Origin of the sequence: Pseudomonas sp. TREG-RG-20F-10-E-6-01 (assembly GCF_022662455.1) — a bacterium.
GTDB lineage: Bacteria > Pseudomonadota > Gammaproteobacteria > Pseudomonadales > Pseudomonadaceae > Aquipseudomonas.
The window spans coordinates 702,471-727,421 of sequence record NZ_JAKNQP010000002.1 but is presented as its reverse complement, the minus strand read 5'-3'; the positions used below and the strand labels follow the sequence as shown (position 1 = coordinate 727,421).

16 protein-coding genes, 3 tRNA genes and 1 riboswitch are annotated in these 24,951 nt (G+C 61.4%); of the genes, 16 read left to right on the top strand and 3 right to left on the bottom strand.

All coding sequences use genetic code 11. The features are described from left to right. Positions 1-15 precede the first annotated feature (15 nt). Together L8K08_RS09800 and argR are read left to right on the top strand one after the other, a co-directional pair. Positions 16-780 (top strand): ATP-binding cassette domain-containing protein, encoded by a 765-nt coding sequence (locus L8K08_RS09800; protein WP_003214336.1) that lies wholly within the window; start codon positions 16-18, stop codon positions 778-780. 243 nt (positions 781-1,023) lie between these two features. Continuing rightward, positions 1,024-2,004 (top strand): transcriptional regulator ArgR, encoded by a 981-nt coding sequence (argR, locus tag L8K08_RS09795; RefSeq protein ID WP_106576113.1) that lies wholly within the window; start codon positions 1,024-1,026, stop codon positions 2,002-2,004. 6 nt (positions 2,005-2,010) lie between these two features. Here the strand turns inward: argR and L8K08_RS09790 are convergent, their stop codons facing one another. Continuing rightward, positions 2,011-7,935 (bottom strand): DUF6543 domain-containing protein, encoded by a 5,925-nt coding sequence (locus tag L8K08_RS09790; protein WP_242196197.1) that lies wholly within the window; start codon positions 7,933-7,935, stop codon positions 2,011-2,013. Positions 7,936-8,221: 286 nt separating this feature from the next. Here L8K08_RS09790 and L8K08_RS09785 point away from each other — a divergent pair, with 286 nt between their 5' ends. From L8K08_RS09785 to astE, 7 genes are all read left to right on the top strand, one after another. Next, complete coding sequence (locus L8K08_RS09785) at positions 8,222-9,442, top strand: aspartate aminotransferase family protein (protein ID WP_242196195.1); 1,221 nt, start codon at positions 8,222-8,224, stop codon at positions 9,440-9,442. Between the two features lie 201 nt (positions 9,443-9,643). After that, on the top strand, positions 9,644-10,663 hold the full coding sequence (gene aruF / locus L8K08_RS09780) for an arginine/ornithine succinyltransferase subunit alpha (RefSeq protein ID WP_106576116.1): 1,020 nt from the start codon (positions 9,644-9,646) through the stop codon (positions 10,661-10,663). A 51-nt stretch (positions 10,664-10,714) separates the two neighbouring features. Next, a complete protein-coding gene (astA, locus tag L8K08_RS09775; protein WP_003193612.1) occupies positions 10,715-11,740 on the top strand; it encodes an arginine N-succinyltransferase in 1,026 nt (341 codons plus the stop codon). Continuing rightward, positions 11,737-13,206 (top strand): succinylglutamate-semialdehyde dehydrogenase, encoded by a 1,470-nt coding sequence (astD, locus tag L8K08_RS09770; RefSeq protein WP_242196407.1) that lies wholly within the window; start codon positions 11,737-11,739, stop codon positions 13,204-13,206. The genes astA and astD overlap by 4 nt, the downstream gene beginning before the upstream one ends. A 191-nt stretch (positions 13,207-13,397) precedes the next feature. Further along, a complete protein-coding gene (astB, locus tag L8K08_RS09765) occupies positions 13,398-14,744 on the top strand; it encodes an N-succinylarginine dihydrolase (protein ID WP_145159371.1) in 1,347 nt (448 codons plus the stop codon). A 37-nt stretch (positions 14,745-14,781) separates the two neighbouring features. Beyond that, on the top strand, positions 14,782-15,072 hold the full coding sequence (locus L8K08_RS09760) for a hypothetical protein (protein WP_003214319.1): 291 nt from the start codon (positions 14,782-14,784) through the stop codon (positions 15,070-15,072). A gap of 11 nt (positions 15,073-15,083) precedes the next feature. Then, entirely contained in the window at positions 15,084-16,088 is a 1,005-nt protein-coding gene (gene astE, locus L8K08_RS09755; RefSeq protein WP_242196192.1) for a succinylglutamate desuccinylase, read from the top strand. Here the strand turns inward: astE and L8K08_RS09750 are convergent. Beyond that, the gene (locus L8K08_RS09750) at positions 16,085-17,608 is read right to left on the bottom strand and encodes a M91 family zinc metallopeptidase (protein WP_242196189.1); all 1,524 of its coding nucleotides are present in this window, start codon (positions 17,606-17,608) and stop codon (positions 16,085-16,087) included. The genes astE and L8K08_RS09750 overlap by 4 nt on opposite strands. A 146-nt stretch (positions 17,609-17,754) precedes the next feature. Continuing rightward, the gene (locus L8K08_RS09745; protein WP_242196186.1) at positions 17,755-18,261 is read right to left on the bottom strand and encodes a 6,7-dimethyl-8-ribityllumazine synthase; all 507 of its coding nucleotides are present in this window, start codon (positions 18,259-18,261) and stop codon (positions 17,755-17,757) included. Between the two features lie 113 nt (positions 18,262-18,374). Continuing rightward, a riboswitch (FMN riboswitch) is annotated at positions 18,375-18,544 on the bottom strand. A gap of 192 nt (positions 18,545-18,736) precedes the next feature. Between L8K08_RS09745 and ltaE the strand changes: the two genes are divergently transcribed. The 7 genes from ltaE to L8K08_RS09710 all read left to right on the top strand — a co-directional run bounded on the left by ltaE (position 18,737) and on the right by L8K08_RS09710 (position 24,697). Continuing rightward, a complete protein-coding gene (gene ltaE, locus L8K08_RS09740; protein WP_242196183.1) occupies positions 18,737-19,741 on the top strand; it encodes a low-specificity L-threonine aldolase in 1,005 nt (334 codons plus the stop codon). 146 nt (positions 19,742-19,887) lie between these two features. After that, a complete protein-coding gene (gene alaS, locus L8K08_RS09735; protein WP_242196180.1) occupies positions 19,888-22,506 on the top strand; it encodes an alanine--tRNA ligase in 2,619 nt (872 codons plus the stop codon). Between the two features lie 97 nt (positions 22,507-22,603). Further along, positions 22,604-23,845 (top strand): aspartate kinase, encoded by a 1,242-nt coding sequence (locus tag L8K08_RS09730; protein ID WP_056861669.1) that lies wholly within the window; start codon positions 22,604-22,606, stop codon positions 23,843-23,845. 175 nt (positions 23,846-24,020) lie between these two features. Then, positions 24,021-24,209 carry a carbon storage regulator CsrA gene (gene csrA / locus L8K08_RS09725; protein WP_003175645.1) on the top strand — a complete coding sequence of 63 codons (189 nt, stop codon included), beginning with the start codon at positions 24,021-24,023 and terminating at the stop codon, positions 24,207-24,209. A gap of 62 nt (positions 24,210-24,271) precedes the next feature. Next, positions 24,272-24,362: transfer RNA gene (locus L8K08_RS09720), tRNA-Ser, on the top strand. A gap of 109 nt (positions 24,363-24,471) precedes the next feature. After that, a tRNA-Arg gene (locus L8K08_RS09715) sits at positions 24,472-24,548 on the top strand. A 72-nt stretch (positions 24,549-24,620) separates the two neighbouring features. Continuing rightward, positions 24,621-24,697, top strand: a tRNA-Arg gene (locus tag L8K08_RS09710). Positions 24,698-24,951 lie beyond the last annotated feature (254 nt).

Sequence of the window (24,951 nt, the reverse complement as noted above, 5' to 3'; positions counted from 1 at the left end):
GTGAGAACCGACCGCATGTACAAACTTGAAGTCCAAGACCTGCATAAACGCTATGGCAGTCATGAAGTGCTCAAAGGTGTGTCCCTGGCCGCCGCGGCCGGTGATGTGATCAGCATCATCGGTTCCAGTGGTTCAGGCAAAAGTACCTTTTTGCGCTGCATCAACCTGCTCGAGCAACCTCACGCCGGCAAGATTCTGCTCAACAACGAAGAGCTGAAACTGGTGGCCAACAAAGACGGCGCCATGAAGGCTGCCGACCCGAAACAACTGCAACGCATGCGTTCGCGCCTGTCGATGGTGTTTCAGCATTTCAACCTGTGGTCGCACATGACCGCGCTTGAAAACGTGATGGAAGCCCCGGTGCACGTGCTGGGCATGTCGAAAAAAGACGCGCGTGAAAAAGCCGAGCATTACCTGGCCAAAGTCGGTGTGGGCCATCGTAAGGATGCGTTCCCAGGCCACATGTCCGGCGGCGAACAGCAGCGTGTGGCAATTGCCCGCGCCCTGGCGATGGAGCCTGAGGTGATGCTGTTCGACGAACCGACCTCGGCGCTCGACCCGGAACTGGTCGGCGAAGTACTCAAGGTGATGCAGGACCTGGCCCAGGAAGGCCGCACCATGGTGGTGGTGACCCACGAAATGGGCTTTGCCCGTGAAGTGTCGAACCAGCTGGTGTTCTTGCACAAAGGCATCGTTGAAGAGCGTGGCAACCCGCGTGAAGTGCTGGTGAACCCGCAGTCTGAGCGGTTGCAGCAGTTCCTGTCCGGCAGCCTGAAATAATCAAGACTGCTTTGTGCACCGAGTTAGTGCATGCTTCACAGTCTTGAGATCGGCTCAATCCCCTGTGGGAGCGGGCTTGCTCGCGAAAGCGGTGGATCAGTCAGCAGATGAGTAGCTGGCCCACCGCATTCGCGAGCAAGCCCGCTCCCACATTAGATCTCCATATGTTTTGAGATTTGTGTTGGTTTCCGGGCTAGCATTGGCCCTTGTCTTCATTACCGTTCTTCGTTCGGATAGCACTCCATGACCGCCCACAAAATTGGTTTCCTGATTTGGCCCAGCACAAAAGCCCTGACGCTTGCGCTGGCTGAGGAGGCCTTGCGCGTTGCTCAGCGGGTGCATCCGGACGTGGTCTACGAGTTGTCGTTCCTGCTCGCCGAGCCTGCCACCGAAGGCGCCTGGCAATTGCCGGGTGAGCCGTGGGCCGGCAAGCTCGAGGGTTTCCAGAAACTCTTCCTGCTGGCGGACGAGCCGCCGACCGTCATCGCCTCGCAACTGAGCGCTGCGCTCAAGCAGCTTGTGCGGGCGGGTTGCGTGATCGGTGGCTTATCGGCGGGTGTGTATCCGCTGGCGCAACTGGGTCTGCTCGACGGCTACCGCGCCGCCGTGCACTGGCGCTGGCAGGACGATTTTGCCGAGCGCTTCCCCAAGGTCATCGCCACCAGCCATCTGTTCGATTGGGACCGTGATCGCCTGACCGCCTGCGGCGGCATGTCGGTACTCGACCTGTTGCTGGCCGTGCTGGCCCGTGACCATGGCGCCGAACTGGCCGGCGCCGTCTCCGAAGAACTGGTGGTCGAACGCATTCGCGAAGGTGGCGAGCGCCAGCGCATTCCATTGCAGAACCGCCTGGGCTCCAGCCATCCGAAGTTGACCCAGGCCGTGTTGCTGATGGAAGCCAACATCGAAGAGCCGCTGACCACCGACGAAATCGCCCAGCACGTATGCGTGTCGCGACGACAGCTTGAACGCATCTTCAAGCAATACCTCAATCGCGTTCCCAGCCAGTACTACCTGGAATTGCGCCTGAACAAGGCGCGCCAGATGCTCATGCAAACCAGCAAGTCGATCATCCAGATCGGCCTGTCGTGCGGCTTCTCCTCGGGCCCGCACTTCTCCAGCGCCTACCGCAACTTCTTCGGCGCTACCCCGCGTGAAGACCGCAACCAACGCCGCAGCAGCAGCCCGTTCGAGTTGTCGTCGGTGCCGTCCGAGCGCGGCTGACCTCTGTTATTCCTCCATCGGTTCAGGTGTAGACGGTGGCGTCAGGGGCGCGCCCTGGGCGTTCAGGCCGGCTGCGTCCACCTGCAGATCATTGCCCGTCTGGCGAAAATACTGCCGAAGGTGGTCCAGGCTGCCCTCCGACAGCGGGTTGCCGCTGAGGTCGGACTCGTCGTCCCACGGCTGGCGCATGCTTAGAATGTCGTCCGGGACCTGGGTGATCAGGTTGTCGCTCAGGTCCACGGTGCGCAAATAAGGGCGGTCAAACAGCCCGACCGGTACCTCGCTGAGCCCGCAGTTTTGCAGGTAGAGGCATTCCAGCCTGGGCATATTGTCCAGCTCAGGCGCCCCGCCCAGCGGGTTGTCACTCAAGTCCAGGTACTCCAGGTTACGCAAATCTCGCAACTTGGCGCGGGCCCGCGGGCTGAGGCGAAGGCGACTTTGCGTCAACGTCAGGCTGGTCAGCCTTGGCAGGTTGAAGATCAGGTCGGGAATATCGCCCAGGGCGTATTGATCCAGCGCCAGCGTGCTCAGGTTAGGGAATGCACGCACCAGGCCTTCAACGTTGGTGGTGGTGCCTTCGCCGATGAGCTCCAGATGCGAAACATGTTCGAACCGTGCGCTCAAGGTGGGCAGCTCGCCAAAGATCGACGTATGGCACGTCAGCTTATGGGTCACGCCATACCCGCCATTGAAATCGTCGATTTCGCTCTCGCGGCGCCAGCCTTCCTCCAGTGTTGTCTTGATGGCAAGGCGCTGGATTTGCTCCTCGGCTGCTGTCTGTTCGTCCAGTGCCACATCAAGGATGGGATGCCGTTCGGGTACGGTCAGTGCCCAGAGGGTGAGGTCTGCACTGAGGCGCTCGTATTCGCTTTCCAGACGACGGATGGCGCCGTCAATCGCATCCAGATCGCCGGGCAGGCTGAAGATAAACACATTCACCTCCGCAGTGGTGAACGTCGGATACAGGGCTGCGATGCGCGCTTTATAGGCGCCGGGCGCATCGACCTGGAGGTGCTCGCCGCGGGTTTGGCAATAGCGCTTGAGCCGTTCCAGGGTCGCTCGTGACAGCGGGTTGGCAGATAAATCAAACGCGCTGGTAACTGGGGCCGGCCTTTGCAGCAGCGGTTCTGGGATCTGCGTGATCAGGTTGTGGCTCAGGTCTACGAGGTTGCGTTCGCGGGGCGTGAGCAGGCTCGGCGGAATCTCTGTGAGGCCGGTGTTGCGCAGTCCCAGGCTGTCCAGTGAGGTCATCGAAGTAAAGTCCGGGAGTTGCCCCAGAGGGTTATCGCTCAGGTTCAGCCGTTCCAGGTTGCTCTTTGCCTCCAGGGCCTGGACGGTTTTTGCTGACAGTCGCAGGTTGCAGCGTTCGAGGCTGAGGGTCGTGAGCTGTGGCAGTTGGAAAACCGGCTCGGGAATATCCTCCAGCACATAGTCTTCAATGATCAGGTGCTGCACGTCCGAAAAACTCGCCAGCCAGTTTCCCACGTCCAACGGCTGAGCATCGCCACGGAGCCTGAGGGTCGACACGTGGGTGAACCGGCTGCTGAGTGTCGGCAATTTGCCGCTTATGGGGGCAGAGATGTCCAGCGCGTAAGTGGGATAAATGTCGTTGCTGTGGTCGTCCTGCTTCAGTTGCCGACGCCATCCGGCGAGCAGCGCCTGTTTGAACGCCTCGCGCTGGTTGGGGGCGGTTTCACTGAGGCCGGGGCTGTTCACCCAAGCGTCCAGCTCGTGGTTCAGCTGCTTGTAGTCAATGTCCCGCCGCGCCAGTTCGATCTTGCCCATTTCCAGGTTGCCCGGCAGGCCGAAAATCAGGCGGTTGATTTCGTCACTGCTCAAGGTTGGGTAAAGCATCTTCGCGCTGGCAATGTCCACCGGGGCCGCATTGGCCTCCCAATAACTGCCGGTGCGCTGGAAGTAGGTTTTGACCTGCTCAAGGGTCTGGCCAGACAGCGGGTTGCCGGAAAAGTCGAACGAATGACTGGTTGCCACGGGAAGCTCGAAAAGCGCGTCGGGCAATTCAGCAATGCGGTTGTCCCGAAACAGCGCGGTCTCCAGCTGGGGGCGCTGCAAAATCCCGGCAGGCAATTGCGTAATGTCGGTGTTGCTCAGATCGAGAAAGTGCAGGCCAGGCATGTTCTCGACACTGGGTATGAGCCCCAGCGGGTTGTTGAAGAGGTCGAGGGTTTTGAGCCGGGTCATGTTTTCAAGCGCGGTGCGGGTCTGGGCAGTCAAGGTGATGTTGCAATCGCTGAGCACCAGTTCATTGAGGCTGGGTATCGCGGGGACGCCATCGGGCAGTCTGTCGAGGTTGAAGTTGCGCACGGTCAGGCGGCGCAGGAACGGAAACATCGACAGGAACGTGTCGATCTCCAGTGGCCCTTGCTCGCCCTCCAGCGACAGGCTGGAGATATGACCGAAACGCCCGGGCAGCACGGGAGGATTGCCGGCAATCGGCCAGTTCAAGTGCAGTTGATAGCCATTGGGGGCAGGCGGCTCGTAGTACGCATCGAGCGGGGTTTCCAGGCGCCAGGCCCGGCGCAGTTCATCGGCCCAGGCCGTGCGGTTGCGCCTGGCATAGGCGAGTTCCTGACGACTGATGCGCACCTCGGCGTCAGCGCTCAGGCGCGGCGTGGCCGTGATCCAGGCCTGCAAGTCGCGCTCAAGTTGCTGGTATTCGTTGCGCAGCGTACTCAGCGCCGTCGTGACCCCGCCGGGCGCTTGTTCCAGGCTGCGCACAATGTTGTCGATATGTGTGCGTGGCAACGCCGGGAACAGTTGTCGGGCGTGTTCATGCGCGGTCAGCGCGTGCTGCGCGCCGGGCATGGTCGTCGGCCGATAGCCCGGCATACCACCGCGCAGGCGCATGGTGTTTGGGTCGTAGGCGGGTTTGCCGACGGGGGCGTCCGCGAGCAACTCGCGCAGGTGCCAGTGGTGCAGGGCATGACGAGCAAGCGCCTGGCGCAGGGCCGGGCCCTGGCCGATATGAATGCCCAACGCAGCGCGCGCCGGGTCGGGCAGCGCCTGGAGCAGGGCGGTGTAGAAGTCGGTTTCGCCAAACAGCGGGCCGCTGCTGTCGGTGGGCACGTAGTCGCCGTTGGCGGTGTAAACCAGCGTGCGCTGAACGCTGGCGCGGTCATCACCGGTCACGTCGCGCAACGGGCCATCAGCGGTGTCGTTTCTGACGCTAATGCGCAGCCCCGCGGGCCAGTTCGGCAAATCAGGCAGGGAGTGCAGGGCCAGGCGGTCAGTGTCCTGGTTGTCGATGCTGTCCAGGTACAGCCCTTCGTAGGCACGGCAGGCGCGTATTTCTCGCTGGGCCTCGTGCGCCAACTCGATCAGGCGCCGTGGTACCCGGCCTTGATCGAGGGCGCGCAGCTCCTCAGGGCGGGCGATGGCGCGCAGGGCTTCAGCGGCGCTCACCGGCAAGCCCGGCGACGCGTCGACAAGCGCGCTCAGCTGCGCATCGTCGGTACGCTGCAGGGCGCGATACGCCGATTCGAACAGCGCCCAGCGTTTTTCCCGTGCCAGGTGGGCAAGTTTTTTCCTGAGAACACGCGTACGTGCTTGTAGCGAGGTTGTGGGATCGCCGAACGCTTCCCCAAGCAACGTCCTTCTCTGCGGTTCGTCCAGCGCTTCGATAAGGGTCTGGAGCAGGTCGCCATTGTTCAGTTGGTGCTCATGAATCTGGGTGACGCTGGCGTCTGGCGCGCCCGGGATTTCCCAGTGCGTGCGTCCCCGGCTGTCGATCAGGCGCAGGGTTCTGGTGGTGGGCCACAGCCCGTAGTTGGTCAAGAGCAGCAGTTGGGTCTGGGCATCGGCCAACGCCTGGACACGGGGGTCATCGCTGTTCATTTGGTCGATGAAGGTTTGCAGGTCCTGGTCGATTTTGAAGCGCTCGAGGGTGTCGGCCAGCAGCGGTGGCAGGGGTTCGCGGATCATGTAGAGTTTGCGCAGCGCCGCGTCTTCGACACCGCTGACGTGGCGAATCTGTGCCAGTTGCAGGTCGCTGAAGCTTTGCGCCTGATGGCCCAGACGGCGCATCAACTGGGCGCTGTCCCAACTCAGCGGCCGGTCCAGCTCACTCACCCAGGCGCCTTGGCCATTGCTGTATGCCGTTGGGCGGTAGGCATTGGTGCGGGTGGGATGCTTGAAGTAATGCGTCTGGGTGCTGGGGTCGAGCCCCAGCGCGTAATGCGCGCCGGACAGGGGCAGGATGTCTTGCTCGCCATGCGTGTGCAGGCCGAGCGGGTTGGCGCGCGAGCCTTCGGGCAGCGTCACCGCGTGGGCGTAAGGCGCAAGGTCCGGTTGCCACAGCCGGGGCTGGCCATCGGGCAAGGTGACGGGTTTGAGACGGTCGAAAAACTGCCAGAGTTCCGCGGGCAAGTGTTGGCGCAACAACCCTTCGGCAAGCGGCGGGCCGAGGGCGAACATGCCCAGTTGGACCATCTGCTCCAGCACTGACATCAGGTGCCCGAACGCCTGGGTCTTGAGGCCTTCGGCCCAGTCGACGATGCCCTCGAACGTGTCATCCAGCAGCTGATACGCGGTGTAACCCAGCATCAGTAAACCCACCGGCGGTACAAACGGCGCGGCGACCAGCGCGGCAATCTGCAGCAGGGCCGAGCCGATTTTTTCGAACAGGCTCCAGCGCTCCCAGCGGGTTTTCTGGTCGGCGCTGGCGGTGGACACGGCTTGAGCGCGCGCGTCATTGAACAGCTTGCTCAGTGTGGTCTGGTAAAGGTGTTCGAGCACCGAGCCGCTGATCGGTGTGACGGCAAACTGCAGCTCAGGCTTGTCCACCGGCGTATCCCGCCAGGCAGGGCGCGGGTCGCCGCGGGTGTGCGCATGCCAGGTGACGCGTGACAGGCGCTGGCCAAGCTCGGCGAAAAAATGCCCGCGCTCGTCGTGGTTCACGAAACGGCTGAAGAATTGCTGGTACGCAGGCTGGCGCAGGTCGGCGGTCAGGGCCTGCATGAACTGCACGCTGGAGGGATACTCCTTGAGCGGGTGTTGCGGGTCGTGCGGAATATAGGCAATGACGGGCACCACGTGATTGGCCCGCTCAAGGTTCGCGGAGGTAAACAGCACAATGCCTGTCAGCGGGCTGGACAGGATGCTCAGGGCGTGACAGCGCAGTGCGTTGCAGTCCGCCGGGTTGCTCAGCAATTGTTGCAGGCGCTGCGAGCTGGCTTGCGACAGGTCGCCCTGCAGGCGCGCCATGTGCAGGGCGAGTCTCAGGTTGGCGACCTGGCTGGCGTCGAAGCGGTGTTGCAGGTAGGCAGCGGCGACGGGGTTGTTGAGGTCCAGGAAGTGCTCGAGGTAGGCGCTGTATTGGCCGCCAAGGTCCAGTTCGCGACACAGGCGTGTAAAGGCCGGCACGCTGATACGGGTGTCTATGTCGGGCAGGGTTTCGAAATGCCCGGTGGCGGTGGGCCGGGTGATAAAGCCGGACGGTGGCTCGTAGGCGTCGACAGTGGTTTCGCCAGCTTCAAAGTTATGCAGGGCGGCGTCCAGCAGCGACACGGTCCTGATCCGCGTTGCGCCGGAGCGCACCGGGAACCAGGGGATGGTCGCCGGTACAGATAGGCGCAGGTAGGTGCTGCGCACATCGCACTCCACACCGAAACGCTGCTTGAGCGCCTGTTGCAGCGCGGGCGCGGCGAAGTCGGCGGGTGACTTGAGTGCGTCCATGACCTTGTCGAGCCGGTTCTGGCTGATCCAGGCCTCACGGATCAGGCCTTTGAGCGCCGCGTCCTGCTCGGCTGAGGGCTGGGCGTACCACGCCGGGGCGCTGGTTTTAAGGGCGTTGCGACGCGCGGCCGACGCGTTGCCCAGCCAGTCGGGGATCGCGTTTTTGAGCGTTTCATGATGAACGTCGCGCGCCGGAATCAGCCGGTCGAAGGCGGACACGCTGGGTTGCTGGCTCATTGCAAAGCTTCCTGAGGATAAAATGATGCCCTCAGCAGAACAGTTCGCCGTCGCCGATCCGTGTTAGATAATTAAGCGCGAGCCGTAAATCGGTGCCGTTGGGCGAGCCCACGGTTTAAACTGCGCCATTGCGATGCTATTTGTCGCATTGGCGTAAACCCGCTGAAAACGCGGGTTGGCGCTATAAGAAGTTGTCGCTTGGCGGCAAGGCCGCACTGAAAACTGTCCTTACAATCCCTGCATCGCCCGCCAGTTCCAGGCAGGCGTTCCTCTTCAGGAGACTCCGATGTCCGTTGAGCAAGCCCCGGTGCAACGTGCCGATTTCGACCAGGTCATGGTTCCCAACTACGCACCTGCCGCATTTATCCCTGTGCGTGGCGCGGGTTCGCGCGTCTGGGACCAGGCCGGTCGCGAGCTGATCGACTTTGCCGGCGGCATCGCGGTTAACGTATTGGGCCACGCCCACCCGGCGCTGGTCGGTGCACTGACCGAACAAGCCAACAAGCTGTGGCACGTTTCCAACGTCTTCACCAATGAGCCGGCCCTGCGCCTGGCCCACAAGCTGATCGACGCCACCTTTGCCGAGCGCGTGTTCTTCTGCAACTCCGGCGCCGAAGCCAACGAGGCCGCGTTCAAGCTGGCCCGCCGTGTGGCGTTCGACCGTTTCGGTACCGAGAAGTACGAGATCATCGCCGCGCTGAACAGCTTCCACGGCCGTACTCTGTTCACCGTCAACGTCGGTGGCCAGTCGAAGTACTCCGACGGCTTCGGGCCTAAAATCACCGGCATCACCCACGTGCCTTACAACGACCTGGAAGCGCTGAAAGCTGCCGTGTCGGACAAGACCTGCGCCGTGGTGCTCGAACCGGTCCAGGGCGAAGGCGGCGTATTGCCGGCTGAGCTGGCGTACCTGCAAGGCGCCCGCGAGCTGTGCGATGCGAACAACGCGCTGCTGGTGTTCGACGAAGTGCAAACCGGCATGGGCCGCAGCGGCCACCTGTTCGCCTACCAGCATTACGGCGTGACGCCGGACATCCTCACCAGCGCCAAGAGCCTGGGCGGCGGTTTCCCGATTGCAGCCATGCTCACCCGTGAAGACCTGGCCAAGCACCTGGTGGTCGGCACCCACGGCACCACGTACGGCGGCAACCCGCTGGCGTGCGCGGTGGCGGAAGCGGTCATCGACGTGATCAACACCCCGCAAGTGCTGGCTGGCGTGAATGCCAAGCACGAGCTGTTCAAGGCGCGCCTGCAACAGATCGGCGAGAAATACGGCATCTTCACCGAAGTGCGCGGCATGGGCCTGCTGATTGGTTGCGTGCTCAGCGACGCGTTTAAAGGCAAGGCCAAGGACGTGTTCAACGCGGCCGAAAAAGAAAACCTGATGATCCTGCAAGCCGGCCCCGACGTGGTGCGTTTCGCCCCGAGCCTGGTGGTGGAAGATGCGGACATCCATGAAGGTCTGGACCGTTTTGAACGCGCCGTGAAGACGCTGACGCAAGCCTGATAGCGACACATTTTGCTGGCTGGACTGGGTCAAAAATGTGGGAGGGGGCTTGTCCCCGATAGCGGTGGATCAGTCACTGGATTTATCAACTGACAGACTGCTATCGGGGGCAAGCCCCCTCCCACATTGGATCTGTGTGAACTCAGATCCCGTGTCCGGCATTTTTTCCTCTATGAGTTTTTCGAGTTAAGGAGTGACACCATGCTGGTGATGCGCCCCGCGCAAATGGCTGATCTGGGCGAGGTACAGCGTCTGGCTGCGGACAGCCCGATTGGTGTCACCTCCTTGCCGGATGATGTGGAACGCCTGAGCGACAAGATCGCCGCCAGCGAAGCGTCCTTCGCGGCCGAGGTCAGTTTCAATGGCGAAGAAAGCTATTTCTTCGTGCTTGAAGACACCGAGACCGGCGAGCTGGCCGGCTGTTCGGCCATCGTCGCGTCGGCCGGTTACTCGGAGCCGTTCTACAGCTTCCGTAACGAAACCTTCGTGCACGCGTCCCGCGAGCTGAAGATCCACAACAAGATCCACGTGCTTTCCCAGTGCCACGACCTGACCGGCAACAGCCTGCTCACCAGTTTCTACGTGAAGCCTGCGTTGGTCGGTTCGCCGTGGTCGGAACTCAATTCCCGTGGCCGCCTGTTGTTCGTCGCCAGCCACCCCGAGCGCTTTGCCGACTCGGTGGTGACCGAGATTGTCGGCTACAGCGACGAGAACGGCGATTCGCCGTTCTGGGACGCCATTGGCCGCAACTTCTTCGACCTCAACTACGCCGCCGCCGAGCGCCTGTGCGGGCTCAAAAGCCGCACCTTCCTCGCCGAGCTGATGCCGCATTACCCGATCTACGTGCCGCTGCTGCCCGACGAAGCCCAGGAAGCCATGGGCCAGGTGCACCCGCGTGCGCAGATCACCTTCGACATCCTGATGCGTGAAGGCTTCGAGACCGATCATTACATCGACATCTTCGACGGCGGCCCGACGCTGCACGCGCGGGTTTCGGGCATTCGCTCGATTGCCCAGAGCCGCGTGGTGCCGGTGAAGATCGGCGAAATGGTCAAGGGGGCCGGCCGCCAGTACCTGGTGAGCAACGCGCAGTTGCAGGATTACCGCGCGGTGATGCTGGAGCTGGACTACGCGCCCGGCAAACCGGTGACCCTGGACCTGGCCGCGGCCGAAGCCCTGGGTGTCGGCGAAGGTGCCAGCGTGCGCCTGGTCGCTGTTTAAAGCAGAGTTTTGCGGGTGGCCTGGAGCAGGCGGCCCGTTTGAGGAGATAGCATGATCGTTCGTCCCGTACGCAGCAGCGATTTACCGGCCCTGATTGATCTGGCGCGCAGCACCGGCACCGGCCTTACCACCTTGCCGGCCAACGAAGAGCGCCTGACCCATCGGGTTGGCTGGGCGGAAAAAACCTTTCGCGGCGAAGCCGGGCGCGGCGATGCCGACTACCTGTTTGTGCTGGAAAACGACGAAGGCCGCGTGGTGGGTATTTCCGCCATCGCCGGCGCCGTCGGCCTGCGTGAGCCGTGGTACAACTTCCGGGTCGGCCTGACCGTCAGCGCCTCCCAGGAACTGAACATCTACCGCGAGATTCCGACGCTGTTTTTGGCCAATGACCTCACTGGCAACTCCGAATTGTGCTCGTTGTTCCTGCACGCCGATTACCGCAACGGTCTCAACGGCCGCATGCTGGCCAAGGCGCGCATGCTGTTTATCGCTGAATTCCCGCAGCTGTTTGGCAACAAGATCATTGCCGAGATGCGCGGCGTGTCCAACGACGCCGGGCGCTCGCCGTTCTGGGAAAGCCTGGGCCGGCACTTTTTCAAGATGGAATTCAGCCAGGCCGATTACCTGACCGGCGTGGGCAACAAGGCGTTTATCGCCGAGCTGATGCCCAAGTTTCCGCTGTACAGCTGCTTCCTCTCCGAAGACGCGCGCAATGTCATCGGCAAGGTTCACCCGGACACCGAACCGGCGCTGAGCATGCTCAAGAGCGAAGGCTTCAGCTACCAGGGCTATGTCGATATCTTCGACGCCGGCCCGGCGGTGGAGTGTGAAACCAGCAAAATCCGTGCGGTGCGCGACAGCCAGTCACTGGTGTTGGCCATCGGCACCCCCGGGGACGACGCCACGCCGTTCCTGATTCATAACCGCAAGCGCGAGGAGTGCCGCATCACGGCCGCTCCGGCCCGTCTGGCGGCAGGCACGCTGGTGGTCGATCCACAGACCGCCAAACGCCTGCAGCTGGTGGTGGGTGATCAAGTGCGCGCTGTTGCGTTGTCTGCTGCTCGGGAGTCGAAATAATGAATTCGCTGTATATCGCAGGTAGCTGGCTGGCGGGTCAGGGTGAACTGTTCGAGTCGCGCAACCCGGTGACGCAGCAGGTGCTGTGGGCCGGCAATGGCGCCAGCGTCGAACAGGTCGAATCCGCCGTGCAGGCCGCGCGCCAGGCGTTTCCAGGCTGGGCCCGGCGCCCGCTGGAAGAACGCATCAGCGTGCTGGAAACCTTTGCCGCCACGCTGAAAAGCCGCGCCGATGAAATCGCCCGTTGCATCGGCGAAGAAACCGGCAAACCGCTGTGGGAATCGGCCACCGAAGTCACCAGCATGGCCAACAAGATTGCCATCTCGGTGCAAAGTTACCGTGAACGTACCGGCGAGAAGAGCGGCCCACTGGGCGACGCCACGGCCGTGTTGCGCCACAAGCCGCACGGCGTGGTGGCGGTGTTCGGCCCTTACAACTTCCCTGGCCATTTGCCGAACGGGCATATCGTCCCGGCGTTGCTGGCGGGCAATACCGTGCTGTTCAAACCGAGCGAGCTGACCCCCAAAGTCGCCGAGCTGACCGTGCAATGCTGGATCGACGCCGGCTTGCCGGCGGGCGTGTTGAACCTGCTGCAAGGCGCGCGGGAAACCGGTATCGCGTTGGCGGCCAACCCCGGTATCGACGGGTTGTTCTTCACCGGCTCCAGCCGCACCGGCAATCACCTGCACGAGCAGTTTTCCGGGCGCCCGGACAAGATCCTCGCCCTGGAAATGGGCGGCAACAACCCGCTGGTGGTCGACGAAGTGGCCGACGTGGATGCGGCGGTCTACACCATTATTCAGTCGGCGTTTATCTCGGCCGGTCAGCGTTGCACCTGCGCGCGCCGCTTGCTGGTGCCCGAAGGTGCCTGGGGCGATGCGTTGCTGGCGCGCCTGGTGGCGGTCAGCGCGACGATTGAAGTGGGTGCGTTTGATCAGCAGCCGGCGCCTTTCATGGGCTCGGTGATTTCCCTCGGCGCGGCCAAGGCCTTGATGGACGCCCAGGCGTTGATGTTGGCCAATGGCGCCGTGGCGCTGTTGGAAATGACCCAGCCGCAGGATCAGGCCGCGTTGCTGACGCCTGGCATTATCGACGTGACCGGCGTGACCGAGCGCGAAGATGAAGAGCTGTTCGGTCCGCTGCTGCAGGTGATCCGCTACGCTGATTTTGCCGCGGCGATCACTGAGGCCAACAACACCCAGTACGGTTTGGCCGCGGGCTTGTTGTCGGATTCCGAAGCACGCTACCAGCAGTTCTGGCTGAAAAGCCGCGCCGGCATCGTCAACTGGAACAAGCAGTTGACCGGCGCTGCCAGCACCGCGCCGTTCGGTGGGGTAGGGGCGTCGGGCAACCATCGCGCCAGCGCCTATTACGCGGCGGATTATTGCGCGTACCCGGTGGCGTCGCTGGAAACGCCGAGCCTGACGGTTCCAGCCACGCTGACGCCAGGTATAACGCTGATCTAAAGGTGGGAGCGGGCTTGTGGGGGAGCTGGTTTGCCTGCGATGCGGGCAACTCGGTCCTTTAGTCAAACCGCGCCGCTGCCATCGCGGGCAAGCCAGCTCCCACAGTTGATCGGGTTTACAGATAGAGAGTAGCGGTGGTGTGAAGACTGCTATTGATGCCTATAAAAACAGATGTTCGTGGAGCCTCGCCGATGAAATCCTGTGAAGTCAATTTTGACGGTCTCGTGGGGCCGACCCATAACTACGGCGGTTTGTCCTACGGCAACGTCGCATCCCAGAGCAACAGCCAGCAGTCTTCGAACCCCAAGGTTGCGGCGTTGCAGGGGCTGCAGAAAATGAAAGCCCTGATGGACATGGGCTTTGTGCAAGGCGTGCTGGCGCCGCAGGAACGTCCTGACGTGGCCGCGTTGCGCAACCTTGGTTTCAGCGGCACCGACGCTCAGGTGATTCAGCAGGCGGCCAAGCACGCCATGCCGCTGCTGGTTGCCAGTTGCTCGGCCTCCAGCATGTGGGTGGCCAACGCCGCCACTGTCAGCCCGAGCGCCGACACGGCGGACGGCCGCGTGCATTTCACAGCCGCCAACCTCAACTGCAAATACCATCGCAGCATCGAACACCCGACCACCAGCCGCGTGCTGGGTGCGATGTTCGCTGACCAAAAACACTTTGCCCATCACGCCGCGTTGCCGGCGGTGGCGCAGTTCGGCGACGAAGGCGCGGCCAACCACACGCGTTTCTGCCGTGACTATGGCGAGGCCGGCGTCGAGTTCTTCGTGTTTGGCCGCAGCGCGTTCGACACCCGTTACCCCGCGCCGCAGAAATACCCGGCGCGCCAGACCCTCGAAGCCTCCCAGGCCGTCGCGCGCCTGCATGGCCTGAAGGATGACGGCGTGGTCTACGCTCAGCAGAACCCGTCTGTGATCGATGCCGGCGTGTTCCACAACGACGTGATCGCGGTGGGCAACGGCGAGGTGCTGTTCTACCACGAGGACGCGTTCCTCAATACCGAGCAGATGCTCGCCGAGCTGCAAGGCAAGTTGGGCAAACTGGGCGGCAACTTCCAGTCAGTGTGCGTGCCGCGCGCCCTGGTCAGCGTCGAGGACGCCGTACGGTCCTACTTGTTCAACAGCCAGTTGCTGACCCGCGCCGACGGTTCGATGCTGCTGATCGTGCCGGAAGAATGCCGCGCCAACGAGCGCGTCTGGCAGTACCTGCAAGGCCTGACGGCCTCCGGCGGGCTGATCCGTGAAGTGAAGGTGTTTGATCTCAAGCAAAGCATGCAGAACGGCGGTGGCCCGGCGTGCCTGCGCTTGCGCGTGGCGTTGAATGAAACTGAGCTGGCGGCGGTGAACCCAGGGGTTATCATGACCGCGCCGTTGTACGACACGCTGACCCAGTGGGTCGACAAGCACTACCGCGACAGCCTGCGTGAAACCGACCTGGCTGATCCGCAATTGCTGCTTGAGTGCCGGACGGCACTGGATGAACTGACGCAAATCCTTAAACTGGGCTCGGTTTATCCTTTCCAGATCAACTAGCGCCACTTTTTTTACACCCTATGGCTGAGAACTCTTTATGACCACCGACACCCTGAAACTGATTCTTGAAGACACCGACGGCACCCAGCTGGAAACCTCCTGCACCCGCGTCGCCGTGGTCTGGCAGGGCAAGGAAATCTGGATCCAGCACGACGGCCGTGGCCAGCTGCTGATTGGTGTGGACGTGGAAGAAGGCGACGCTGAATACGCCAACCTGCTGATGCGCCCATTGGCCACCAACCTGATGAGCCTGCAACTGGAAATGGAACCGGCCGACGTTGAAGGTGATGACGACGATCACGTTCACGGCCCTGGCTGCAACCACTAAGGAAGCTGCTTATGCTCGCCCTCGGCAAATTGCTTGAACTGACCCTCGCCGGTCGCGAACCGGCGCAAAAAATTCAACTGACTGTCGACGGCGTGCAGATGCGCTGGCTCAGCGAGGGCGCGCTCGAAGTGCGCCCGCCGCAAGCGCTGGACAACGGCAGCGACCTGCTGCTGTCGTCTGGCATCCATGGCAACGAAACCGCGCCGATCGAACTGCTCGACCGCCTGTTGCATGGCATTGCCCGTGGGGAAATCAAACCCCGCACCCGTATTCTGTTCCTGTTCGGTAACCCCGAGGCCATGCGCCGCGGCGAGCGTTACCTCGAGCTGGACGTCAACCGGCTGTTCAATGGCCGCCACGAACAAAACATTGGCCCTGAGGCCATGCGCGCCGCTGAGCTTGAGCAGCTGGCCCGCACGTTCTTCAGCCTGCCTGAGCGCTCGCGCCTGCATTACGACCTGCACACGGCCATTCGCGGTTCGAAGATCGAGCAGTTCGCGCTGTACCCGTGGAAGGAAGGTCGCCAGCATTCACGTCACGAGCTGGCGCGCCTGTGTGCGGCCGGCATGCAAGCGGTGCTGCTGCAGAACAAGACGTCGATCACCTTCACCGCGTTCACCTATGAGCAACTGAACGCCGAGGCGTTTACTCTGGAGTTGGGCAAGGCGCGGCCGTTCGGCCAGAACCAGGGCGTGGATGTTTCCCGCCTGGAGAGGCGCCTGACGCAGATCATCGAAGGCAGCGAACCGGCCACCGACAGCCTGGATGGCCTGCAGCTGTTTGCGGTATCGCGTGAAGTGATCAAGCACAGTGATGCCTTCCTGCTGCATTTGCCGGCGGACGTGGAAAACTTCTCGCCGTTGGCCAAGGGCTATCTGCTGGCCGAAGATGTGGCCAAGACCCGCTGGGTGATCGAGGAGGAGGGCGCACGCATCATCTTCCCGAACCCGAAAGTGAAGAATGGTTTGCGCGCCGGGATTCTGATTGTGCCCACCACGGACGCAGCGCTGGTTTAGTCCCCTTGAGGCTTCGCCAGGTACGTGTCGCGTGTCGGCAATCCGAACTCCTTGCGCAGCGCATTTTCCGTAAAAGCCTCGGGGTTGGTCCGCGTGGGCGGGGTGTCTGGGTTCAGGTCGAAGTCAAAAGGCGCCAGATCGATGGGCAGGCCCACGGCTTGCCGCTCCACGTTTTTGATCGCAACGGTTTTGCCTCCGTCAGTTTCATCGGTGGTGCCGGGCGCCACGGTACCGGTGACGGCGTTATAGGCGTGACACAGCTCGTGATAGAGCCCGATGATCGGCAGCGAGCCCGGTGGGCTGAAAAAAGGGTTGTACTCGATCCGCCCGCCGTAGGCCGGCGTGCCGGGCTGGCCGTCGCGAATCATCAGCGTGTCGCTGTCGGTGGAGGGCGTGAACCTGGCGTTGTTTTCGTCACCCGGTTCAATGCTGACGGGTTGCCCACTGTGTTGTGCCGCAATATCCAGTGCGTGGAGCAGTTTTTGCCCGTTGGGCGAAACGCGCAGCAGGCTGAGATCGGATTCGACGCGCGCAGCAAACTGCCTGTTTCCCCCAATCGACAAACCCGTTTTACCGGCCTCGCCGGACGCCACGGGCGTCTGGTGGAGCGTGTGGAGGTCGGTGGGGAACAGCGCCGCCATGACCTGTTCGAGCGACGCGGTTGGCAGGCTGGCGAGTTTTTCAAGCAACCACGCGTAGCGTTCGTCGTTGGTCATGGCAACCAGGGTGTCGCCGGGCAGGCTGTATACCCGGTCTGTCGCCTTGAGCTTGCTGACATGGTCATGGCCTTTACCTGGATAGATGACGTTAGTGGCGCTGCCAGCCTTGATCGTGTCATTGCCGTCGCCGCCGCTGAGCAGGTGATGGCCGCTGCCTCCAACAATCACGTCGTCGCCCGGCCCGCCATCGATAAAGTTGAGCCCGGCGCCGCCGTGAATGCTGTCGGCGCCGTCACCCGCATAGATACGCGCGGTGCCGGCGCCGATGACCTGCGTGCTGTCGTTGCCGGGGCCGCTGTCGACGGTGCAGTCCTCGGCGCTGATCCGTAGCGTGTCATCGCCCTCGCCGGACAGGATCGTTGAGTGACGGCCGCCGACGCGCAGGTAGTCGTCGCCAGCGCCTGCGTCAATGCTGACGGGGTTCTGGAGGCTGTCATCGACATGGATGCAGTCGGCGCCATGGCCGGTGACCAGCTCGATGATTTGCCTCGGCGAAGACGGCGTTATCTGATAGAGCGCCGTGCCTACGTACAGGTGCAGGCGATCGCCCGCTGCGCCGAGCCAGAGTTCGCTTTGATCGGCGGTGAATGCAAATCTCAGGGCATCCCTGCGCGGCGCCTTATCCTGGCGGGTCTGCAGCCTGAATCGTTCGACCCGAACGGCCGTGTCCCGATAGACCTGCGCACGCAACGGGGCACCGCCCAGGTTGGCGGTTTTTTCTGCGTCGGTGGGCGAAAGGCTTCCCCCGTGCACGGTGTGAATGGCGCTGGGGGTGTCGGGTACAAACAGAGGACGGTGCATGGCGTGATGGCTCCGGGTCAGGTGAGAAGGCCGGCGGTGGCCCGGCGTGTGGCTCACTAGACCGCAGATACGTCATGGCGCGGTGGTAGATGCTTGAACGAAAAACGCCCCGCTCACCAGGGTGGGCGGGGCGTTTTCAGGGGCGATTATACCGCCAGTTTCTGCTCGCTGCGACGGATTGCACGCACTTTGTGCAAGGTGTCGGCGCAGGTGCGCGCAGCTTCCTGGCCCTTGTGTACGAAGTGCTCGTAGAAGAAGGTGTGGTGTTCGCTGCCCGCGTGGAAGTGGTGCGGAGTCAGGGACACCGAGAACACCGGCACTTCGGTTTCCAGCTGCACTTGCATCAGGCCACTGACCGCCGACTGGGCGACGAATTCGTGACGGTAGATGCCGCCGTCCACCACCAGTGCGGCTGCGACGATGCCGGCGTAGCGGCCGGTCTTGGCCAGCAGCTTGGCGTGCAGGGGCAGTTCAAAGGCGCCGCCGACTTCGAAGAAATCGATGTCCGATTCCTGGTAGCCCTGGGCGATCATTTCGGCAAGGAAGCCTTTACGCGATTGGTCGACAATATCCTTGTGCCAGCAGGCCTGGATAAACGCGACGCGCTCGCCGTGATGGTTCTTGATTTTGCTGTCGATTGCGGTGGGTTGCATGTTCTGACTCCTGTTTAAGAAAAAAACAGGGCGTTATGAATCGAATGGGATTTAAGGGTACGAACCACTGCCTCATGCAAGCATGAACCCAGCGCGCGGCCCTTAGGTGCCAATCCCGTTCTCTCTTCATCCGGACTATGACCGTCGGCCCCGGGATCACACCGGGTCTGCTGACCTTGTCGCCGTCCTGCGTGAGCAGTTCGAGGCGCCAAGCGCTCGCGGGCTATGCACATTGCGTGCAATTACCGCCGGTGGGGAATTACACCCCGCCCTGAGAACGTTGCCGCCAGAACCCTGGCGGCGGAGAGTTTTTAACATGGTTTTTCAAAAACTGCACGAGCGCTGTATCGATAACCTATATCGGTTTGTTTGGTTGGTATTCGATTGAAGCCAATTGGGGCTTGATATTCCGTGGCTTTGCCCGCAGTAATCACCCACAAGAGCACATCACATCACCCCGTTAGAGGCCTGCTTCATGTCTGTGATCGACCTGCGTAGCGACACCGTGACCCAACCCAGCCCCGGCATGCTCGACGCGATGGCCAGCGCCGTCAGCGGTGATGACGTCTACGGCGAAGACCCCAGCGTCAATCTGCTGGAGGCCGAGCTGGCCAAGCGTCTGGGGTTCGAAGCTGCGCTGTTCGTGCCCACCGGCACCATGAGCAACCTGCTGGCGTTGATGGCTCACTGTGAGCGTGGCGAGGAATACATCGTCGGCCAGCAGGCCCACACCTACAAATACGAAGGCGGTGGCGCGGCGGTACTCGGTTCGATCCAGCCGCAGCCGCTGGAAGTGCAGGCGGACGGCTCACTGGACCTGGACCACGTGCTGGCGGCGATCAAACCGGATGACTTCCACTTTGCCCGCACCCGCCTGCTGGCGCTGGAAAACACCATGCAAGGCAAGGTACTGGCGCTGGACTACCTGGCGAAAGCGCGGGCGTTTACCCGTGAACATGGGCTGTCGCTGCACCTGGATGGCGCGCGGATCTACAACGCCGCGGTCAAGCTTGGGGTGGATGCGCGGGAAATTGCTCAGCACTTCGACTCGGTGTCGGTGTGCCTGTCCAAGGGCCTGGGTGCACCGATTGGCTCGGTGTTGTGCGGCTCGCACGCGTTGATCGCCAAGGCGCGTCGTCTGCGCAAAATGGTCGGCGGCGGTATGCGCCAGGCCGGCTCTCTCGCGGCGGCCGGGCTGTATGCCCTGGATCACCAAGTACAGCGCCTGGCCGATGACCACGCCAATGCCCAGTGGCTGGGCGATGAACTGCGCAAGGCCGGTTATGCGGTGGAGCCGGTGCAGACCAACATGGTCTACGTGCAGATCGGTGACCGCGCCGACGCGTTGAAAGCCTTTGCTGCCGAGCGCGGCATCAAGTTGAGCGCCGCGCCGCGTCTGCGTATGGTCACGCACCTGGATGTCAGCCGGGCACAGATCGAGCAAGTCGTGCAGACATTTGCCGAGTTTTCACGCAAATGACGGTGCAGACCGTCTAATTGACTGTTTCTATCACATAAACACGCTGTACCACCGGCAAAGGGCCGATATAATGCGGCCCTTTGCCGTCGCTCCGTCTGATGATGTTGCGCACTGGCCTTTGGCCGCAGACTCCGTGGAAGAACCTAATGAAAAGCGCAGAAATCCGTGAAGCCTTCCTTCGCTTCTTCGAAGAGCAAGGCCACACCCGTGTAGCCTCCAGCTCCTTGATCCCAGGCAATGACCCCACCCTGCTGTTCACTAACGCGGGGATGAACCAGTTCAAGGACTGCTTCCTGGGCCAGGAAAAGCGCGCCTATACCCGCGCGACCAGCAGCCAGAAGTGCGTGCGCGCCGGCGGCAAGAACAGCGACCTGGAAAACGTCGGTTACACCGCTCGTCACCACACTTTTTTCGAGATGCTGGGTAACTTCAGCTTCGGCGACTATTTCAAGAAAGATGCGATTACCTTCGCCTGGACCTTCCTGACCGGCGTGTTGAAGCTGCCCAAGGAAAAACTCTGGGTCACCGTCTACGCCACGGACGACGAAGCGTATGACATCTGGACCAAAGAAGTCGGCGTGCCGGTCGAGCGCATGATTCGCATCGGCGACAACAAGGGCGCGCCTTACGCCTCCGATAACTTCTGGACCATGGGCGATACCGGCCCATGCGGCCCGTGCACCGAGATTTTCTACGATCACGGCGCCGACATCTGGGGCGGCCCACCGGGCTCGCCGGAAGAAGATGGCGACCGTTACATCGAGATCTGGAACAACGTGTTCATGCAGTTCAACCGCACCGCCGATGGCGTGTTGCATCCGTTGCCAGCCCCGTCGGTCGACACCGGCATGGGCCTGGAGCGGATCAGTGCGGTGATGCAGCACGTTCACTCCAACTACGAGATCGACCTGTTCACCAACCTGCTGAGCGCTTCGGCCGCCGCCATTGGCTGCGCCAACGAAGGCCAGTCGTCGCTCAAGGTGGTGTCTGACCACATCCGTTCCTGCAGCTTCCTGATCGCCGACGGCGTATTGCCATCGAACGAAGGCCGCGGCTATGTGCTGCGCCGGATCATCCGTCGCGCCTGCCGTCACGGTAACAAGCTGGGCGCCAGCGGCAGTTTCTTCTACAAAATCGTTGCTGCGCTGGTGGCCGAGATGGGCGATGCCTTCCCGGAACTCAAGCAGCAACAGGCCAACATCGAGCGCGTGCTCAAAGCTGAAGAAGAGCAGTTCTCCAAGACCCTGGAACACGGCCTGAAGATTCTGGAGCAGGACCTGGCCGAGCTCAAAGGCACCGTGGTGCCGGGCGACGTGGTGTTCAAGCTGTACGACACCTACGGTTTCCCTATGGACCTGACTGCCGACATCGCCCGCGAGCGCGAGCTGACCGTCGATGAAGCGGGTTTTGAGCGTGAGATGGAAGCCCAGCGCGTGCGCGCTCGCTCTGCCAGCTCCTTTGGTCTGGACTACAACACGCTGGTCAAGGTTGACGTGCCTACCGAGTTCATCGGCTACAAGGCGACCGTTGGCGCGGCGAAGATCGTGGCCATTTATAAAGACGGCAAATCGGTCGACGTGCTCAATGAAGGCGAAGAGGCTGTTGTGGTCCTGGACCAGACGCCGTTCTACGCCGAGTCCGGTGGCCAGGTGGGTGATTGCGGCTACCTGAGCTCGACGTCCGGTCGTTTTGAGGTGCGCGATACCACCAAGACCGGCGGCGCATTCCTGCACCACGGTGTGCTGGTGTTGGGCAACTTGACCGTCGGCGCGCCGGTAGACACTCAAGTGGATGCCGACGTGCGGCATGCAACTGCTTTGAACCACTCCGCCACTCACTTGCTGCACGCCGCCTTGCGCCAGGTGCTGGGTGAGCATGTGCAGCAGAAGGGTTCGTTGGTTGATAGCCAGCGCCTGCGTTTCGACTTCAGCCACTTTGAAGCGATCAAGCCTGAGCAGATCAAGGCGCTGGAAGACATCGTCAACGCCGAAATTCGCAAGAATACCCCGGTGGAAACCGAAGAAACCGACATCGAAACCGCCAGGAACAAAGGCGCCATGGCGCTGTTTGGCGAGAAGTATGGCGACGAAGTACGCGTACTGAGCATGGGCGGCAGCTTCTCGGTGGAGCTGTGTGGCGGTATCCACGCCAACCGTACCGGCGACATCGGTCTGCTGAAAATCATCAGCGAGGGCGGTGTGGCTTCGGGTGTACGCCGTATTGAAGCGGTCACCGGTGCTGCGGCCCTGGCCTACCTCAATGCAGCCGAAGAACAACTCAAGGAGGCGGCCAGCCTGGTCAAGGGCAGCCGCGACAACCTGATCGACAAGCTCTCTGGTGTACTGGAGCGCAACCGCCAGCTGGAAAAACAGCTGGAGCAGTTGCAGGCCAAGGCGGCCAGCGCAGCGGGCGACGATCTGTCGGCCTCTGCCCTGGACGTCAAGGGCGTGAAGGTCCTGTCCGTGCGCCTGGATGGTCAGGACGGCAAGGCGCTGTTGGCCTTGGTCGATCAGTTGAAGAACAAGCTCGGCCGCGCAGTGATCCTGCTCGGCAGTGTCCATGAGGATAAGGTTGTTCTGGTTGCCGGTGTAACCAAAGACCTGACTGGCCAACTCAAGGCTGGTGATTTGATGAAGCAAGCCGCCGCGGCAGTGGGCGGGAAGGGCGGTGGTCGTCCGGACATGGCGCAAGGCGGTGGTGTAGACGCCGGTGCCCTGGACGCGGCCCTGGCCCTGACCGTGCCGTTTGTCGAGGCCGGTATTTAAGGCACTGTTAATGAGCCCATGGTCTAGTCATGGGCTTGCTCAGCTGCTGGAAAATTTGTTTATTGGGCGCCCCTTTACGGGCTGAGGCGGCTTAGAAATGGCTTTGATCGTACAGAAATTCGGAGGCACCTCGGTCGGTTCTGTCGAAAGAATCGAGCAGGTCGCCGACAAGGTTAAGAAATTCCGCGACGCCGGCGACGACCTGGTAGTGGTGCTGTCGGCCATGAGCGGCGAGACCAATCGCCTGATCGATCTGGCCAAGGCGATCAGCGGTGATCAACAGCCGCTGCCGCGTGAGCTGGATGTGATCGTGTCCACCGGTGAACAGGTCACTATTGCCCTGTTGGCCATGGCGCTGAACAAGCGTGGTGTGCCGGCGGTGTCCTACACTGGCAGCCAGGTGCGCATCCTGACCGACAGCGCACATACTAAGGCGCGCATCCTGCAGATTGATGATCAGAAAATCCGCACAGATCTCAAAGCCGGGCGCGTGGTAGTTGTAGCCGGTTTCCAGGGTGTGGACGAGCAGGGCAACATTACAACCCTGGGGCGTGGCGGTTCAGACACCACCGGCGTAGCGCTGGCAGCGGCCCTTAAGGCTGACGAGTGCCAGATCTATACCGATGTGGACGGCGTCTACACCACCGATCCGCGTGTGGTGTCCGTGGCCCAGCGCCTGGACAAGATCACCTTTGAAGAGATGCTGGAAATGGCCAGTCTCGGTTCCAAGGTGCTGCAGATCCGCGCGGTGGAGTTCGCCGGCAAGTACAACGTTCCGCTGCGCGTATTGCACAGCTTCAAAGAGGGTCCGGGCACCCTCATTACTATTGATGAAGAGGAATCCATGGAACAGCCGATCATTTCCGGCATCGCTTTTAACCGCGATGAAGCCAAGCTGACGATCCGTGGCGTGCCGGATACTCCGGGCGTGGCCTTCAAGATCCTCGGTCCTATCAGTGGCGCGAACATTGAAGTCGACATGATCGTGCAGAACGTTTCGCACGATAACACCACCGATTTCACCTTCACTGTGCACCGTAACGAGTACGATGCGGCGGAGCGAATCCTGCAGAACACCGCGAGCGAGATTGGCGCCCGTGAAGTGGTCGGCGATACCAAGATTGCCAAGGTGTCGATCGTGGGCGTGGGCATGCGTTCCCATGCCGGCGTTGCCAGCCGCATGTTTGAGGCGCTGGCCAAGGAAAGCATCAACATCCAGATGATCTCCACCTCGGAAATCAAAGTCTCGGTGGTGATCGAAGAGAAGTACCTGGAACTGGCTGTACGCGCGCTGCATACCGCTTTTGAGCTGGACGCTCCGGCCCGACAGGGCGAGTGATGCGATGCCAGGAAGGCGCGGTTTACCGCGCCTTTCATTTTTTTGTGGGGCGCATGGTCTTTTGCGTGTGCTCGACAATACTTAGGCCGTTAGGGCTACGGCTTTCATGTCGTAGGTCGAACGCCTTTTTTTTGCAGACTGTTGTTCCTGAACTGAAATGCGTGAGGAGAAAGGTATGCTGATTCTGACTCGTCGGTGCGCAGAAAGCCTGATTATCGGTGATGGCGAAATCACCGTGACCGTGCTCGGCGTCAAAGGCAATCAAGTACGTATCGGGGTTAACGCTCCGAAAGAGGTAGCGGTCCACCGCGAGGAAATTTACCTGCGGATCAAGAAAGAGAAGGACGAAGAACCAAGCCTTTAATTTTTATCGTTTTTTATGTTTGCAAACGGGGATGAACGTGGTTAATATACGCCCCGTGTTGCGGAGAGCTGGCCGAGTGGCCGAAGGCGCTCCCCTGCTAAGGGAGTACACCTCAAAAGGGTGTCGGGGGTTCGAATCCCCCGTTCTCCGCCATTATTTGCTTAGTACGTTGCAATCTGGTTTTTTCGGTAAGTTGTTGAAATTACTCGAAAAAATAGCTTTACATAGAGATTGAACGGCCTATAATGCGCATGCAACAAATGCACTCGTAGCTCAGCTGGATAGAGTACTCGGCTACGAACCGAGCGGTCACAGGTTCGAATCCTGTCGAGTGCACCATTTAAGAGTCAGTTGCAGCAATGCAGGTGACTCGGCTTAAACCAGTTGTGATCTGGTCTAAAAACACAATCTGCACTCGTAGCTCAGCTGGATAGAGTACTCGGCTACGAACCGAGCGGTCACAGGTTCGAATCCTGTCGAGTGCACCATACAAACAAAAAGCCCGCCTAGTGCGGGCTTTTTGCCGTCTGGGGTTTGTGTGGGATTTTATCTTTTTCTCCCGCGCCATGTGTTTTCCTTATCCGCTGCGTCGTCGCAGTTCATAGATACAGCCAAAGCTCAGCTTTGGCTCGCAAGCGCTTGTTCTTTCCAGTTTTTTAACGTTTAAAACCGACGCAAGGTGTATCATTGCGCCCGTCAGCCCCGCCGGGGCTTGTGGAATACCTCCATGGACTTACCCAGT

Bases quoted from the DNA above. Each gene is read 5' to 3' on its own strand.
- L8K08_RS09800 (WP_003214336.1), top strand. From the start codon at position 16: ATGTACAAACTTGAAGTCCAAGACCTGCATAAACGCTATGGCAGTCAT.
- argR (WP_106576113.1), top strand. From the start codon at position 1,024: ATGACCGCCCACAAAATTGGTTTCCTGATTTGGCCCAGCACAAAAGCC.
- L8K08_RS09790 (WP_242196197.1), bottom strand. From the start codon at position 7,935: ATGAGCCAGCAACCCAGCGTGTCCGCCTTCGACCGGCTGATTCCGGCG.
- L8K08_RS09785 (WP_242196195.1), top strand. From the start codon at position 8,222: ATGTCCGTTGAGCAAGCCCCGGTGCAACGTGCCGATTTCGACCAGGTC.
- aruF (WP_106576116.1), top strand. From the start codon at position 9,644: ATGCTGGTGATGCGCCCCGCGCAAATGGCTGATCTGGGCGAGGTACAG.
- astA (WP_003193612.1), top strand. From the start codon at position 10,715: ATGATCGTTCGTCCCGTACGCAGCAGCGATTTACCGGCCCTGATTGAT.
- astB (WP_145159371.1), top strand. From the start codon at position 13,398: ATGAAATCCTGTGAAGTCAATTTTGACGGTCTCGTGGGGCCGACCCAT.
- L8K08_RS09760 (WP_003214319.1), top strand. From the start codon at position 14,782: ATGACCACCGACACCCTGAAACTGATTCTTGAAGACACCGACGGCACC.
- astE (WP_242196192.1), top strand. From the start codon at position 15,084: ATGCTCGCCCTCGGCAAATTGCTTGAACTGACCCTCGCCGGTCGCGAA.
- L8K08_RS09750 (WP_242196189.1), bottom strand. From the start codon at position 17,608: ATGCACCGTCCTCTGTTTGTACCCGACACCCCCAGCGCCATTCACACC.
- L8K08_RS09745 (WP_242196186.1), bottom strand. From the start codon at position 18,261: ATGCAACCCACCGCAATCGACAGCAAAATCAAGAACCATCACGGCGAG.
- ltaE (WP_242196183.1), top strand. From the start codon at position 18,737: ATGTCTGTGATCGACCTGCGTAGCGACACCGTGACCCAACCCAGCCCC.
- alaS (WP_242196180.1), top strand. From the start codon at position 19,888: ATGAAAAGCGCAGAAATCCGTGAAGCCTTCCTTCGCTTCTTCGAAGAG.
- L8K08_RS09730 (WP_056861669.1), top strand. From the start codon at position 22,604: ATGGCTTTGATCGTACAGAAATTCGGAGGCACCTCGGTCGGTTCTGTC.
- csrA (WP_003175645.1), top strand. From the start codon at position 24,021: ATGCTGATTCTGACTCGTCGGTGCGCAGAAAGCCTGATTATCGGTGAT.